Here is a 15,457-nt window from a genome sequence, read left to right as displayed (position 1 = left end):
CTCCCTCCGCTTTCGTCAACTTGCCCGAGGATGTCGCATGTCCCAGGAACCCAAAGCACGTGACGCCGAAGTCGCGGATTTTCGCGCCACCGTACTGAACAAGCTGACCTATGCGGTCGGCAAGGACCCGGAGCACGCCTTCGACCACGACTGGTTCGAAGCCATTGCCCTGGCTGCGCGCGATCACATGGTCGACCACTGGATGGACCATACCCGCCAGGCCTATCGACGCAGCCAGAAGCGGGTCTACTACCTCTCCCTGGAATTCCTTATCGGGCGCCTGCTGTACGACAGCCTGAGCAATCTGGGGCTGCTGGACATCGCCCGCGATGCACTGGAAGGGTTGGACGTGGACCTGGAGCGCATCCGCCTGCTCGAACCCGATGCCGCGCTGGGTAACGGAGGCCTTGGCCGACTGGCAGCGTGCTTCATGGAAAGTATGTCCACCTTGGGCATTGCCGCCCATGGTTACGGCATCCGTTACGAGCATGGGCTGTTCCGTCAGGCCGTGGTCGATGGCTGGCAGCAGGAGCAGACCGAAAACTGGCTGGATTTCGGCAACCCCTGGGAGTTCGAGCGTGCCGAGGTGATCTACCCGATCAGTTTCGGCGGTAGCGTCGAAACGGTGCACGATGGCAACGGTGCGCAGCGCCAGGTCTGGTCGCCGGGTGAGACAGTGCGGGCGGTAGCCTATGACACGCCCGTGGTCGGCTGGCGTGGGTCCAGCGTCAATACCTTGCGCTTGTGGCGTGCGCGCGCGCTGGAAGAGCTGCACCTTGAACGCTTCAATGCGGGCGACCACCTGGGTGCCGTGGCCGAAGTGGCGCGGGCCGAGAGCATTTCTCGCGTGCTGTACCCGGCGGATAGCACCGAGGCGGGCCAGGAACTGCGCCTGCGTCAGGAGTACTTCTTCGTGTCGGCTTCGTTGCAGGATTTGCTCCGCCGTCACCTGAACATGCACAAAGACCTGCTCAACCTGCCCGATGCGGCAGCCATCCAGCTCAACGACACCCACCCATCGATTGCCGTGGCGGAGTTGATGCGGTTGTTGGTGGATCAGCATGAAGTGCCGTGGGAGAAGGCCTGGGAGCTGACTGTCGGCACGCTCGCCTACACCAACCACACGCTGCTGCCCGAAGCCCTGGAAACCTGGCCAGTCGCGCTGATGGAGCGCATGCTGCCCCGGCACATGCAGATCATCTACCTCATCAATGCTTACCATATCGACTCGCTGCGCGCCAAAGGCCTGCACGATTTCGACGTGCTGCGCGCCGTGTCGCTGATCGAGGAAGACAACGGCCGCCGCGTGCGCATGGGCAACCTGGCGTTTCTTGGCTCGCACAGCGTCAACGGCGTGTCGGCGCTGCACAGCAAGTTGATGAAGAGCACCGTGTTCTCCGAGCTGCACAAGCTTTACCCGCAGCGCATCAACAACAAGACCAACGGCATTACCTTCCGCCGCTGGTTGTACCAGTCCAATCCTCAGTTGACCGACATGCTGGTCGAGGCGCTCGGGCCAGAGCTCAAGGACGACCCTGAAGGGCGCCTGGCCGGCCTGGTGCCGTTTGCCGACAAACCCGGTTTTCGCAAGCAGTTCGCCGCCCAGCGCCTGCACAGCAAGCGCGCCCTGGCCAGCATCATCCAGGACCGCATCGGCGTCACGGTAAACCCCGAGGCGTTGTTCGACGTGCAGGTCAAGCGCATCCACGAGTACAAGCGCCAGTTGCTCAACCTGCTGCACACCGTGGCGCTGTACCAGGCCATACGCAACGACCCGGGCACCAACTGGGTGCCGCGGGTGAAGATTTTCGCCGGCAAGGCGGCAGCCAGTTATCACCAGGCCAAGTTGATCATCAAGCTGGCCAACGACATTGCCCGGGTGGTGAACAACGACCCGACCGTCCGTGGCCTGCTGAAGGTGGTGTTCCTGCCCAACTACAACGTCAGCCTGGCTGAAAGCATCATCCCGGCGGCAGACCTTTCCGAGCAGATTTCCACGGCCGGCTATGAAGCCTCCGGTACCAGCAACATGAAGTTCGGGCTGAACGGCGCGTTGACCATCGGCACGCTGGATGGCGCCAACGTGGAGATGTGCGAACAGGTGGGTGCTGACAACATGTTCATCTTTGGCCTGACCGCCCAGCAGGTCGAGGCGCGCAAGAAGGCGGGTGATTTTGGTGCCAGTGCGGCGATTGCCGCGTCCAACCGCCTGAATGACGTGCTGCAGGCGATCCGCAGCGGTGTGTTCTCGCCGGACGACCCTTCGCGCTACGCCGGGTTGATCGACGGGCTGGTGGCGTATGACCGCTTCCTGGTGTGCGCCGACTTCGATGCCTACTGGGATGCCCAGCGGCGGGTCGAGGAACTGTGGCACACGCCGCAGGAGTGGTGGCGCATGGCGGTGCTGAACACGGCGCGGATGGGATGGTTCTCGTCGGACCGGACCATTCGGGAGTATGCCACCGAGATCTGGAAGGCTTTGGATTGATGTGAGGCCATTCGCGGGCGTGCCCGCGAATGGGCCCACAACCAGACCACCGGCCTGGCGAAGGCTGAACTAGCGACCTATTGTGCCGTCAGAGAGCCGTGGCGAGTCTCATCACTCGCTAGCCTGCAACTCTCCCTGTAAACTGCGGGGGTTTTTCATCCCCCCCAATCCGTTCGGAGCCATACATGTCCCGCGTTACCCTGAGTCGCTATCTGATTGAGCAGACCCGCAGCAACAATACCCCTGCCGATCTGCGCTTCCTGATCGAAGTGGTGGCGCGTGCGTGCAAGGAAATCAGCCATCACGTGTCCAAAGGCGCCCTGGGTGGTGTGCTGGGCAGCATGGGCACTGAAAACGTGCAGGGCGAAGTCCAGAAGAAACTGGACGTGATTTCCAACGATATCCTGCTGGAAGCCAACGAGTGGGGCGGTCACCTGGCCGGCATGGCGTCCGAAGAAATGGACAACGCCTACCAGATCCCGGGCAAATACCCGAAAGGCGCCTACCTGCTGGTCTTCGACCCGCTGGACGGTTCGTCGAACATCGACGTCAACGTGTCGGTCGGCACCATCTTCTCGGTACTGCGTTGCCCTAACGAATACCTGAGCCAGAACGAAACCCTGAACGAAAACGCCTTCCTGCAGCCAGGCACCCAGCAGGTCGCCGCCGGTTACGCCATCTACGGCCCGCAGACCATGCTGATCCTCACCCTGGGCAATGGGGTGAAGGGTTTCACCCTGGACCGCGAGCTGGGCAGCTTCGTTCTGACTCACGAAAACATCCGTGTGCCGGAAAGCACCGCCGAATTCGCCATCAACATGTCCAACCAGCGCCACTGGGAAGCCCCGGTACAACGCTACGTGGGCGAGCTGCTGGCAGGCGAGACCGGCCCGCTGAAGAAGAACTACAACATGCGCTGGATCGCCTCGATGGTGGCCGACGTGCACCGCATCCTGACCCGTGGCGGCCTGTTCATGTACCCACGTGACGCCCGTGAGCCAAGCAAGCCGGGCAAGCTGCGCCTGATGTACGAAGCCAACCCGATGTCCTTCATCATCGAACAGGCCGGCGGCGCCTCCACCAACGGTTACGATCGCATCCTCGACATCAAGCCAGAAAGCCTGCACCAGCGCGTGTCGGTGATCCTCGGCTCGAAGGAAGAGGTCGAGCGCGTTACCGCCTACCACAAGGAGTAAGTCATGCTCGCACCTTGGCAGCCGTTGCTGGAATGGTGGTTCGGTTGGGGCACCAGTCCCCAGGCCGTGGCTGACGAGAAGAGCACGCTGTGGTTCGGCAAGCATCACGATGCCGATGCCCATGCGCTGTTTGGCGACCTGACCGAGCAGGCCTTGGCCGGCGGGCTCGACGAGTGGCAGCAAAGCCCGCAGGGCTGGCTGGGCCTGCTGATTCTGCTGGACCAGCTGCCGCGCATGATCTACCGCGACACGCCGCGCGCCTTCGAGGGCGACCGGCGTGCCCAGGTGGTGGCCATGCAGGGCCTGCAGAAGGGCTGGGACTACCAGTTGCTGCCCATCCAGCGGGTGTTCGTGCTGCTGGTGCTGGAGCATGCCGAGGTGCTGGACTGGCAGAACCTGTGTGTCGAGCGTTATCAGGTATTGCTCGACGAGCAGCCAGAGGCCCATCGCCGGCTGTTTGAAGGCTTCCTCGACTATGCCGAGCAGCATCAGCGCGTGATTGCCCGGTTCGGGCGCTTCCCGCACCGCAATCTGGTGCTGGAGCGGCCGAGTACCAGTGAAGAGATGGACTTTTTGCTGGAGCCCGGGTCCAGGTTCTGAGGCATTGGGCCTGCTGCGCAGGCTGTCGCGACGCAAGGCCGCTCCTGCAAGGGGCGGCCTTTTTTATTGGGAGATGGCTATTACTTTGTGATTAATCGCACGGTAGTGGCCACCCGACCAATGGTGTAGGGGTAAATGGGGTGGGGTAGGGAACCCGGGAGGGTTTTTTCCGTCGAAGGTCACTGCAGGCCACTCGCCTGTATCCCCTCTCCAGGAGTGTCCTTCATGTCGTTGCGTTCCCTCGCCCTGTTGTCGCTGTGCGTCGTCCTGACTGCCTGCAGCAAGATCAACCAGGAAAACTATTCCAAGATCAAGGCCGGTATGAACAAGGCCGAGGTCGAGCAGTTGCTCGGCACGCCGACCGAGTGCTCTGGCGCGCTGGGCATGAGCAGCTGCACCTGGGGGGACGAGAAGAGCTTCATCAGCGTGCAGTACGCAGCTGACAAGGTGCTGATGTATTCAGGGCAGGGTCTCAAATGAGGCGTGCGTACCTGCTGATGGGGGTATGCCTGGCGTTGCTGCTGGGCGGTTGTGCAGGCTCCGTGCACGACCCGCTGGCGCCGAAAACCGCCGGCAATGTCGACCTCAAGCGCTATCAGGGCAAATGGTTCGAGCTGGCACGCCTGCCTATGCGCTACCAGACCGGCTGCGAGCAGTCCGAGGCGCACTACAACCTCAAGCCGGATGGCACCTTTGGCGTGCTCAACCGCTGCCGCACCATGGGGGATGAGTGGCTGCGTGCCGAGGGGCACGCCAGCATTCAGGAGCCGGGGCATACCGACAAGCTGTGGGTAGAGTTCGACAACTGGTTTACCAAGCTGGTGCCGGGCGTGGCTCGGGGCGAGTACTGGATTTTGTATGTGGATGACCGTTACCGCACGGCGGTGGTCGGCAGCCCGGATCGCAAGCACCTTTGGATTCTGTCGCGTACGCCGACATTGCCGGCGTGGGAGCGCGAGAACCTGCTGTCCAAGGCACGACAGCAGGGGTATGACACCAGCCGACTGATCTGGCGGGCTTCGGACCAGCAGATCGTCAAGATGCATTGAATGATTGGGGCCGCTTTGCGGCCCCGCGACATTTACCCCAGAAGCTGTCGCAACACCCCGGCAAACGCCCGCGCGCTTTCCTCTTCCTGTGCATGCCGCCCCTGGCGCACCACCCACTGCCCATTCACCATCACATCCCGCACCTGGCGATCCCTACCCGCAAACAGCCAGCGGTTGAGAATGGCATCGCCATCCGCCAGGGCGATGTAAGGGTCTTGCCCATCCAGCACCAGCCAGTCGGCACGCTTGCCCACGGCCAGATCTCCAACCCCTTGCCCCAGCGCCTGTGCACCGCCCGCCAGTGCCGCGTCATACAACGTGCGCCCAACCATCGGCTGGTCGCTGCGGTACAGGCGGTTTCGCCGCTGGTCACGCAGGCGCTGGCCATATTCCAGCCAGCGCAGTTCTTCCACCACGCTCAGCGACACATGGCTGTCGGAACCAATGCCCATGCGCCCGCCCTGCGCCAGGTAGTCCACCGCCGGGAAAATCCCGTCACCCAGGTTGGCCTCGGTGGTGAGGCACAGCCCGGCCACGGCACCGCTGCGGGCCATGGCGGTGACTTCATCCGGCTCGGCATGGGTGGCATGCACCAGGCACCAGCGGGGGGCGACATCCACATGTTCGTACAACCATTGCAGCGGGCGCAGGCCGCTCCAGGCCAGGCAGTCGTCCACTTCCTTCTGCTGCTCGGCGATATGGATATGCACCGGGCATTGCTTGTCGCTGGCCGCCAGCACGTCGGCGATCTGCCCAGGCGTTACCGCTCGCAGCGAGTGGAAGCACAGGCCCAGCTGCTGTGCAGGCTGCGCGGCCAGGATCGGGGACAGTTGCGCCTGCAGTTGCAGGTACCCTTCGGTGGAATTGATGAAGCGCCGCTGCCCGTCGTTCGGTGCCTGGCCGCCGAACCCGGCGTGGCTGTACAGCACCGGCAGCAAGGTCAGGCCAATGCCGCTGTCGGCCGCAGCCGCGCTGATGCGTCGGGAAAGCTCGGCCGGGTCGGCGTAGGCCTTGCCAGCATTGTCATGGTGCACGTAATGAAACTCGGCTACCGAGGTGTAGCCGGCCTTGAGCATCTCGATGTACAGCTGACGGGCGATGACCTGCAGCTGGTCCGGGGTGATCTGCCCGACCAGGCGGTACATCAGGTCGCGCCATGTCCAGAAACTGTCGTTGGGGTTGCCGGCGACTTCCGCCAGGCCTGCCATGGCGCGCTGGAAGGCATGCGAGTGCAGGTTGGGCATGCCGGGCAGCAACGGGCCGGCCAGGCGTTCAGCCCCTTCGGCCGAACCGCCCGGCTCGATGCTGGCTACATGGCCATCGCTGGCGACCTCGATACGGACATGGCTGGCCCAGCCCGTTGGCAGCAGGGCGCGTTCGGCGAAGTAGGCGGACATCGGTGAAATCCTGTTATTGTTAACTTGTATATACATATACAGGCGTTTGCCTGCCGGGTAAACTGCGGCAAGCTACCGCTCATTCCATTGCAAAGGACTCAACGCCGTGCCGACACCTCCTGTCTCCGCGCTGGTTGCCCAGATGGGCGAGGGCCCGGCGCCGCTGTATGCCCGGGTCAAACAAATGATCGTCCAGCAGATCGACAACGGCAGCTGGCCGCCACACCACCGGGTTCCCTCCGAGAGCGAACTGGTCAGCGAGCTGGGTTTCAGCCGCATGACCATCAACCGCGCCCTGCGCGAGCTAACGGCCGAAGGGCTGCTGGTGCGCATGCAAGGCGTGGGTACCTTCGTGGCTGAGCCCAAGGGCCGATCGGCGTTGTTCGAGGTCAACAACATTGCCGACGAAATTGCCGCGCGCGGCCATCAGCATAGCTGCCAGGTCATTACCCTTGCCGAAGAGGCCGCCGGCTCCGAACGGGCCCTGGCCTTGGACATGCGTGAAGGCCAGCGGGTGTTCCACTCGCTGATCGTGCATTTCGAGAACGGCGTGCCGGTGCAGATCGAGGACCGCTACGTCAACGCGGCCATTGCCCCTGATTACCTCAAGCAGGACTTCACCCGGCAGACGCCTTACGCCTACCTGTCCCAAGTGGCGCCGCTGACCGAGGGCGAGCACGTGGTCGAGGCCATCCTGGCCGAGCCGGACGAGTGCACCCTGTTGCAGATCGAGCGGGGCGAGCCTTGCCTGCTGATCCGCCGTCGCACCTGGTCCGGCCGCCAGCCGGTGACCGCTGCACGGTTGATACACCCCGGTTCCCGTCATCGCCTGGAAGGACGTTTCAGTAAATGAGCCAACTGCAGTTGTTGCGTGCGCAGGATTACCCGCGCATGCCGTGGAAGAACGGTGGCGGTTTCACCGAAGAAATTACCCGCGACAGTGGCGAAGGGCTGGACGGCTTTGGCTGGCGCCTGTCGATTGCCGATATCGAGGAGTCGGGCGGCTTCTCCACGTTCGCCGGCTACCAGCGGATCATCACTGTGCTGCAGGGCGATGGCATGCGACTGCTGGTCGATGGTCAGGCCAGCCGACCGTTGTTGCCGTTGGATGCCTTTGCCTTCAGTGGCGAAAGCCAGGTCAGTTGCAAGCTGCTGGGCGGGCCGATTCGCGATTTCAACCTGATCTATGCGCCGCAGCGGTATCGGGCGCGGTTGCAGTGGTTCGATGGCACCAGCCGGTTGTACAGCTCGGCGTCGACGGTGTTGCTGTTTGCGGCCAGTAGCCAGGTTGAGGTGACCATGGCGGGGCGTGAAACGCAGCGGTTGGGGTTGCATGACTGCCTGCGGCTGGAGGGCAATGACGAATTGCTTGGGCTGGAGGTTCAGGGGCGGTTCTGCCTGATCGAACTCATTTCACACTGATGGGCATGGCAATACATTTTCATCGCCTGTGAAATCGAGCGCCGCCCGCGCGGCGCATCGCGAGCAAGCTCGCTCCTACATCTGTTTCGGGCCAGTGAGGCCTGCGCCAACGTACGCGATCGTCTTGTTTGTACGACGGAGAATCGAGCCATGCGCCAAGGCGTTCGCGCGCAAATCCCATAGGAATAATTGGCCCTAAACAGATGTAGGAGCGAGCTTGCTCGCGATGCGCCGCGCGGGCGGCGCTCGATCTGTGCATCACCACAAAACTCAAGCCAGGAACGCACAGGTCCAAAAATTTTGGTTGTCCATGCTTGTACATACAAGTAAAGGTGTGTTTGTATATTGACCACGACATACCCGCCCGCGGACGACCGCAGAGGACCTTTCCCGTGACCGACAACAACAAATACCGTGACGTTGAAATCCGTGCCCCACGTGGCAACAAGCTGACCGCCAAAAGCTGGCTGACCGAAGCGCCACTGCGCATGCTGATGAACAACCTCGACCCACAGGTTGCGGAAAACCCGAAAGAACTGGTGGTGTACGGCGGTATCGGCCGCGCTGCCCGTAACTGGGAATGCTACGACAAGATCGTCGAAACCCTCACCCGCCTGGAAGACGACGAAACCCTGCTGGTGCAGTCGGGCAAGCCGGTCGGCGTGTTCAAGACCCACAGCAACGCCCCGCGCGTGCTGATTGCCAACTCCAACCTGGTGCCACACTGGGCCAACTGGGAACACTTCAACGAACTGGACGCCAAAGGCCTGGCCATGTACGGCCAGATGACCGCCGGCAGCTGGATCTACATCGGCAGCCAGGGCATCGTCCAGGGCACCTATGAAACCTTCGTCGAAGCCGGTCGCCAGCACTACGGCGGCAGCCTGAAAGGCAAGTGGGTACTCACCGCAGGCCTGGGCGGCATGGGCGGCGCCCAGCCACTGGCCGCTACCCTGGCCGGCGCCTGCTCGCTGAACATCGAATGCCAGCAGAGCCGCATCGACTTCCGCCTGGAAACCCGCTACGTCGACGAGCAGGCCACCGACCTCGACGACGCCCTGGCGCGCATCGCCAAGTACACTGCCGAAGGCAAGGCCATCTCCATCGCCCTGCACGGCAATGCTGCCGAAATCCTGCCTGAGCTGGTCAAGCGTGGCGTGCGCCCGGACATGGTCACCGACCAGACCAGCGCCCACGACCCACTGAACGGCTACCTGCCAGCCGGCTGGACCTGGGAACAGTACCGCGACCGTGCGCAGACCGAACCGGCTGCCGTGGTCAAGGCCGCCAAGCAGTCGATGGCCGTGCACGTACAAGCCATGCTGGACTTCCAGAAGCAAGGCATCCCGACCTTCGACTACGGCAACAACATCCGTCAGATGGCCAAGGAAGAGGGCGTGGCCAATGCCTTCGACTTCCCGGGCTTCGTGCCGGCCTACATCCGCCCGCTGTTCTGCCGTGGCATCGGCCCGTTCCGCTGGGCGGCGCTGTCTGGCGAGGCCGAGGACATCTACAAGACCGACGCCAAGGTCAAGGAACTGATCCCCGACGACGCCCACCTGCACCGCTGGCTGGACATGGCCCGCGAGCGCATCAGCTTCCAGGGCCTGCCGGCACGTATCTGCTGGGTTGGCCTGGGCCTGCGCGCCAAGCTGGGCCTGGCGTTCAACGAAATGGTCCGCAGCGGCGAGCTGTCGGCACCGGTGGTGATCGGCCGTGACCACCTGGACTCGGGTTCGGTCTCCAGCCCTAACCGCGAAACCGAAGCCATGCGTGATGGCTCGGACGCTGTTTCCGACTGGCCGCTGCTCAACGCCCTGCTGAACACCGCAGGCGGCGCCACCTGGGTGTCGCTGCACCACGGCGGTGGCGTGGGCATGGGCTTCTCGCAGCACTCGGGTATGGTCATCGTCTGCGACGGTACCGACGAAGCCGCCGAGCGTATCGCCCGCGTGCTGACCAACGACCCGGGGACTGGTGTGATGCGCCACGCCGATGCCGGTTACGACATCGCCATCGACTGTGCCAAGGAGCAGGGCCTGGACCTGCCGATGATCACTGGCTGATCGCCACGCTTTGGATCACACCCCACAAGGGGTGATACTGAACAACAAGAAGGAGCGCGCAGGCACCGAAAAACGGGCCTGCGGCTCCACGCGATTTGGAGTAGCAACGTGACCGAACTCACCCTCAAGCCTGGCACCCTGACCCTGGCCCAGCTGCGCGCGATCCACGCCGCGCCCGTGCGCCTGCAATTGGATGCCAGCGCCGCGCCGGCCATCGACGTCAGCGTTGCCTGTGTCGAGCAGATCATTGCCGAAGACCGCACCGCCTACGGCATCAACACCGGTTTCGGCCTGCTGGCCTCGACCCGCATCGCCAGCCACGACCTGGAAAACCTGCAGCGCTCGCTGGTGCTGTCCCATGCCGCCGGTGTCGGCGCGCCGCTGGATGACGACCTGGTGCGCCTGATCATGGTGCTGAAAATCAACAGCCTCAGCCGTGGCTTCTCCGGCATTCGCCGCAAGGTCATCGACGCGCTGATCGCCCTGGTCAACGCCGAAGTCTACCCGCACATCCCGCTGAAAGGCTCGGTGGGCGCATCCGGTGACCTGGCGCCGCTGGCGCACATGTCGCTGGTGCTGCTGGGCGAAGGCAAGGCCCGCTACAAAGGCCAGTGGCTGTCGGCCACCGAAGCCCTGGCAGTTGCCGGCCTCGAACCGCTGACCCTGGCTGCCAAAGAGGGCCTGGCCCTGCTCAACGGTACCCAGGCTTCCACCGCCTACGCCCTGCGCGGCCTGTTCCAGGGTGAAGACCTGTACGCTGCTGCCATTGCCTGCGGTGGCCTGAGCGTCGAAGCGGCATTGGGCTCGCGTTCGCCGTTCGATGCGCGGATCCACGAAGTACGTGGCCAGCGCGGCCAGATCGACACCGCCGCCTGCTTCCGCGACCTGCTGGGCGATTCCAGTGAAGTGTCGCTGTCGCACAAGAACTGCGACAAGGTCCAGGACCCGTACTCCCTGCGCTGCCAGCCGCAGGTCATGGGCGCCTGCCTCACCCAGCTGCGCCAGGCTGCCGAAGTGCTGGGCATCGAAGCCAACGCCGTGTCCGACAACCCGCTGGTGTTCGCTGCCGAAGGTGATGTGATTTCCGGTGGTAACTTCCACGCCGAGCCGGTGGCCATGGCTGCCGACAACATTGCCCTGGCCATCGCCGAAATCGGCTCGCTCAGCGAGCGCCGCATCTCGCTGATGATGGACAAGCACATGTCCCAGCTGCCGCCATTCCTGGTGGAAAACGGCGGGGTCAACTCCGGCTTCATGATCGCCCAGGTGACCGCTGCCGCCCTGGCCAGCGAAAACAAGGCCCTGTCGCACCCGCACAGCGTCGACAGCTTGCCGACTTCGGCCAACCAGGAAGACCACGTGTCGATGGCCCCGGCTGCCGGCAAGCGCCTGTGGGAAATGGCTGAAAACACCCGTGGCGTGCTGGCCATCGAATGGCTGGGCGCCTGCCAGGGCCTGGACCTGCGCAAAGGCCTGAAGACTTCCGCCAAGCTGGAGCAGGCGCGCAAGGCGCTGCGCAGCGAAGTGCCGCACTACGACCGTGACCGTTTCTTCGCGCCAGACATCGAAAAGGCCGTGGAACTGTTGGCCAAGGGTAGCCTGACCGGTTTGCTGCCGGCGGGCGTGCTGCCAAGCCTGTAATGCCCCTAGGGCCGCGTTGCGGCCCATCGCGAGCAAGCTCGCTCCTACAAAGGCAACGCGTTCCCTTGTAGGCGCGAGCTTGCTCGCGATTGGGTTGCATGGCGGCCCCCCTGATCTCACGACCACAAAAACAATTTAAGGACGTGACATGCAACAAGCTCAAGGTCTCAAGCGCGGGCTAAGTGCCCGCCACATCCGTTTCATGGCCCTCGGTTCCGCCATCGGCACCGGGCTGTTCTACGGCTCCGCCTCGGCCATCCAGATGGCCGGCCCGGCCGTGCTGCTGGCCTACCTGATCGGCGGCGCTGCCGTGTTCATGGTCATGCGTGCCCTCGGCGAAATGGCCGTGCACAACCCGGTGGCCGGCTCCTTCGGCCACTACGCCAGCACCTACCTCGGCCCCATGGCCGGCTTCATCCTCGGCTGGACCTACGCCTTCGAAATGGTCATCGTCGCCATCGCCGACGTCACCGCCTTCGGTATCTACATGGGCTTCTGGTTCCCCGAAGTGGCCCGCTGGATCTGGGTGCTGGGCATCGTCTTCCTGATCGGCGGCCTCAACCTGTGCAACGTCAAGGTGTTCGGCGAGATGGAATTCTGGCTGTCGCTGCTCAAGGTCGGCGCCATCGTGGCGATGATCCTGGCCGGCCTCGGCATCATGGCCTTCGGCTTCAGCCAGGTGGGTACCGCGCATGCCGTCGGCGTCAGCAACCTGTTCGACCACGGCGGCTTCATGCCTAACGGCGTGGGTGGCCTGATCGCGTCCTTTGCCGTGGTGATGTTCGCCTTCGGCGGCATCGAGATCATTGGCGTCACCGCCGGGGAAGCCAAAGACCCGCAGCGCGTCATCCCCAAGGCGATCAATGCCGTGCCGCTGCGCATCCTGCTGTTCTACGTACTCACCCTGTTCGTGCTGATGTGCCTGTACCCATGGCCGCAGATCGGCAGCCAGGGCAGCCCGTTCGTGCAGATCTTCAGCAACCTGGGCATTGGCTCTGCCGCCGCCGTGCTGAACATCGTGGTGATTTCTGCCGCCATCTCGGCCATCAACAGCGACATCTTCGGCGCCGGCCGCATGATGTACGGCCTGGCCCACCAAGGCCATGCGCCACGCAGCTTCGGCAAACTGTCGAAGCATGGCGTGCCGTGGATGACCGTGGTGGTGATGGGCGCTGCACTGCTGATCGGTGTGCTGCTCAACTACCTGATCCCGGAAAACGTGTTCCTGCTCATCGCTTCCATTGCCACCTTCGCCACCGTGTGGGTGTGGCTGATGATCCTGCTCACCCAGGTGGCCATGCGCCGCAGCATGAGCCGTGAGGAAGTGGCCCAACTCAAGTTCCCGGTACCGTTCTGGCCGTACGGCCCGGCCATGGCCATTGCGTTCATGGTGTTCATCTTTGGTGTGCTTGGCTACTTCCCGGACACCCAGGCGGCACTGATCGTCGGCGTGGTCTGGGTGGTGTTCCTGGTGGCGTCCTACCTGCTGTGGTGCAAGCCGCGTGCAGGGCAGGGCAAGCCGGCCGCAGAACCCGTCGAGCTGCACCGTTAGTAAAGGAGATTGTGCATGAGAACCCTCTGGCAGCATTGCCATGTGGCAACCATGGCCGAGGGCCGTTACTCGACCATCGAGGACGCGGCAATCGTCACCAGCGCCGGGCTGATCGAGTGGATTGGCCCACGCGCCGAGCTGGCGCCGGTCGACGCTGACCGCACGGTGGACCTGGGCGGTGCCTGGGTCACCCCGGGGCTGATCGACTGCCACACCCACGCGGTGTTCGGTGGCAACCGCAGCGGTGAGTTCGAGCAGCGCCTGCAGGGCGTGAGCTATGCCGAAATCGCTGCCCAGGGCGGCGGTATCGCCAGCACCGTGCGGGCCACCCGCGCGGCCAGCGAGGACGAACTGTTCGCCAGTGCTCGCCAGCGGGTTCAGGCGCTGATGCGCGATGGCGTGACCACGATCGAGGTCAAGTCCGGCTACGGCCTGGACCTGGCCAACGAACGCAAGATGCTGCGCGTGGCCCGGCGCCTGGCCGACGAACTGCCGCTGGCGGTGCGGGCCACCTGCCTGGCCGCGCACGCCCTGCCACCGGAGTACGCAGGCCGGCCCGACGACTATATCGCGCACATCTGCGACGAGATGCTGCCAGCCTTGGCTGCCGAGGGCCTGGTGGACGCCGTGGATGCCTTCTGCGAACACCTGGCGTTTTCCCCGGCCCAGGTCGAGCGGCTCTTCATCAAGGCGCGTGAGCTGGGCTTGCCGGTGAAGCTGCACGCCGAACAGTTGTCGTCGCTGCACGGCTCCAGCCTGGCAGCGCGTTACCAGGCGCTGTCGGCGGATCATCTGGAGTTCATGACCGAGGAAGACGCCATCGCCATGGCCGCAGCCGGCACTGTTGCTGTGCTGCTGCCGGGCGCCTTCTACTTCCTGCGTGAAACCCAGTTGCCGCCCATGGATGCACTGCGTCGCCACGGGGTGAAAATTGCCCTGGCCAGCGACCTCAACCCCGGCACGTCACCAGGGCTGTCGCTGCGACTGATGCTGAACATGGGCTGCACCTGTTTCCGCATGACCCCGGAAGAAGCGTTGGCTGGCGTGACGGTACATGCCGCCACGGCACTGGGCCTGGGCGACAGCCACGGCTCGCTGGAAGTGGGCAAGGTGGCCGACTTCGTCGCCTGGCACATCGAACGCCCTGCCGACCTGGCCTACTGGCTGGGCGGCGACCTGCCCAAGCGCGTGGTGCGCAAGGGCAACGAAATCTCCAATTGAGCGAGGCACGATGGACAAGGTACTGAGTTTTCACCAAGGCCACCTGCCGCTGCTGATCAGCATGCCGCACGCCGGCCTGGGCCTGAGCAACGCGGTGCGCGACGGCCTGGTCGATGAGGCGCGCAGCTTGCCTGACACCGACTGGCACATCCCCCGGTTGTACGACTTTGCCCGCGACATGGGGGCCAGCGTGGTCGCGGCGGAGTATTCGCGTTTCGTCATCGACCTCAACCGCCCGGATGACGACAAGCCGCTGTATGCCGGCGCTACCACTGGCCTGTATCCGGCCACGTTGTTCGATGGCGAGCCGCTGTTCAAGGATGGGCTGGCGCCCTCAGGCGAAGAACGCAAAGGTTATCTGGAGCAGATCTGGCGTCCCTACCACGGCACGATCCGCAGCGAGCTGGACCGGTTGCGCGAGCAGTTTGGTTACGCCCTGCTGTGGGATGCCCATTCCATTCGTTCGCTGATCCCGCACTTGTTCGACGGTAAGCTGCCGGACTTCAACCTGGGCACTTTCAACGGCGCCAGTTGTGATCCGGCATTGGCTGAGCGGCTGCAAGGTGTGTGCGCCAAGGCGCAAGGGTACAGCCATGTGCTTAATGGCCGCTTCAAAGGCGGGCACATCACCCGGCATTACGGTGACCCGGCCAACCATATCCATGCTGTGCAACTGGAGCTGGCACAAAGCACGTACATGGACGAAACCGAGCCGTTTGCCTACCGGGAAGACTTGGCCAGGCCGACGCAAGACGTACTGAAGCAGCTTCTGCAGGCGCTGCTGGCTTGGGGCGCGGAGCGTTACAAGCGTTGAGTGGAAGGGGC

Annotated in this window: 13 protein-coding genes; 12 read left to right on the top strand and 1 reads right to left on the bottom strand. The window is 63.8% G+C overall.

Features of this window, described 5'->3' with window-relative positions:
* Positions 1-37 precede the first annotated feature (37 nt).
* From QQ992_RS26155 to QQ992_RS26135, 5 genes are all read left to right on the top strand, one after another.
* Positions 38-2,488 carry a glycogen/starch/alpha-glucan phosphorylase gene (locus QQ992_RS26155; protein WP_286111601.1) on the top strand — a complete coding sequence of 817 codons (2,451 nt, stop codon included), beginning with the start codon at positions 38-40 and terminating at the stop codon, positions 2,486-2,488.
* 185 nt (positions 2,489-2,673) lie between these two features.
* Entirely contained in the window at positions 2,674-3,684 is a 1,011-nt protein-coding gene (locus tag QQ992_RS26150; RefSeq protein WP_016712457.1) for a class 1 fructose-bisphosphatase, read from the top strand.
* Between the two features lie 3 nt (positions 3,685-3,687).
* A complete protein-coding gene (locus tag QQ992_RS26145; protein WP_019098301.1) occupies positions 3,688-4,284 on the top strand; it encodes a DUF924 family protein in 597 nt (198 codons plus the stop codon).
* Positions 4,285-4,509: 225 nt separating this feature from the next.
* A complete protein-coding gene (bamE, locus tag QQ992_RS26140; RefSeq protein WP_003249234.1) occupies positions 4,510-4,764 on the top strand; it encodes an outer membrane protein assembly factor BamE domain-containing protein in 255 nt (84 codons plus the stop codon).
* Positions 4,761-5,333, top strand: a complete 573-nt coding sequence (locus QQ992_RS26135) for a lipocalin family protein (RefSeq protein ID WP_286111599.1) — start codon at positions 4,761-4,763, stop codon at positions 5,331-5,333. The genes bamE and QQ992_RS26135 overlap by 4 nt, the downstream gene beginning before the upstream one ends.
* Positions 5,334-5,365: 32 nt before the next feature.
* Here QQ992_RS26135 and QQ992_RS26130 read toward each other — a convergent pair whose 3' ends face one another.
* Complete coding sequence (locus tag QQ992_RS26130; RefSeq protein ID WP_286111598.1) at positions 5,366-6,730, bottom strand: formimidoylglutamate deiminase; 1,365 nt, start codon at positions 6,728-6,730, stop codon at positions 5,366-5,368.
* Between the two features lie 142 nt (positions 6,731-6,872).
* Here QQ992_RS26130 and hutC point away from each other — a divergent pair, with 142 nt between their 5' ends.
* The 7 genes from hutC to hutG all read left to right on the top strand — a co-directional run bounded on the left by hutC (position 6,873) and on the right by hutG (position 15,446).
* Positions 6,873-7,583, top strand: coding sequence for a histidine utilization transcriptional repressor HutC (gene hutC / locus QQ992_RS26125; RefSeq protein ID WP_156866887.1), 711 nt, complete (start codon positions 6,873-6,875; stop codon positions 7,581-7,583).
* Positions 7,580-8,152 carry a HutD/Ves family protein gene (locus QQ992_RS26120; protein WP_286111597.1) on the top strand — a complete coding sequence of 191 codons (573 nt, stop codon included), beginning with the start codon at positions 7,580-7,582 and terminating at the stop codon, positions 8,150-8,152. Before hutC ends, QQ992_RS26120 begins: the two co-directional genes overlap by 4 nt.
* A 392-nt stretch (positions 8,153-8,544) precedes the next feature.
* Positions 8,545-10,218 carry a urocanate hydratase gene (gene hutU / locus QQ992_RS26115; RefSeq protein ID WP_012274589.1) on the top strand — a complete coding sequence of 558 codons (1,674 nt, stop codon included), beginning with the start codon at positions 8,545-8,547 and terminating at the stop codon, positions 10,216-10,218.
* A 108-nt stretch (positions 10,219-10,326) separates the two neighbouring features.
* Positions 10,327-11,859: a histidine ammonia-lyase gene (hutH, locus tag QQ992_RS26110; protein WP_286111595.1), complete on the top strand. Its 1,533-nt coding sequence runs from the start codon at positions 10,327-10,329 to the stop codon at positions 11,857-11,859.
* Positions 11,860-12,007: 148 nt separating this feature from the next.
* Complete coding sequence (locus QQ992_RS26105; RefSeq protein WP_286111594.1) at positions 12,008-13,411, top strand: amino acid permease; 1,404 nt, start codon at positions 12,008-12,010, stop codon at positions 13,409-13,411.
* 15 nt (positions 13,412-13,426) lie between these two features.
* Positions 13,427-14,632, top strand: a complete 1,206-nt coding sequence (hutI, locus tag QQ992_RS26100; protein WP_286111593.1) for an imidazolonepropionase — start codon at positions 13,427-13,429, stop codon at positions 14,630-14,632.
* A gap of 10 nt (positions 14,633-14,642) precedes the next feature.
* On the top strand, positions 14,643-15,446 hold the full coding sequence (gene hutG, locus QQ992_RS26095) for an N-formylglutamate deformylase (RefSeq protein ID WP_119371684.1): 804 nt from the start codon (positions 14,643-14,645) through the stop codon (positions 15,444-15,446).
* Positions 15,447-15,457: the final 11 nt, after the last annotated feature.

The sequence above is a fragment of the Pseudomonas kurunegalensis genome, assembly GCF_030291635.1.
GTDB lineage: Bacteria > Pseudomonadota > Gammaproteobacteria > Pseudomonadales > Pseudomonadaceae > Aquipseudomonas > Aquipseudomonas monteilii.
This window is presented reverse-complemented; position numbering and strand designations above follow the sequence as displayed.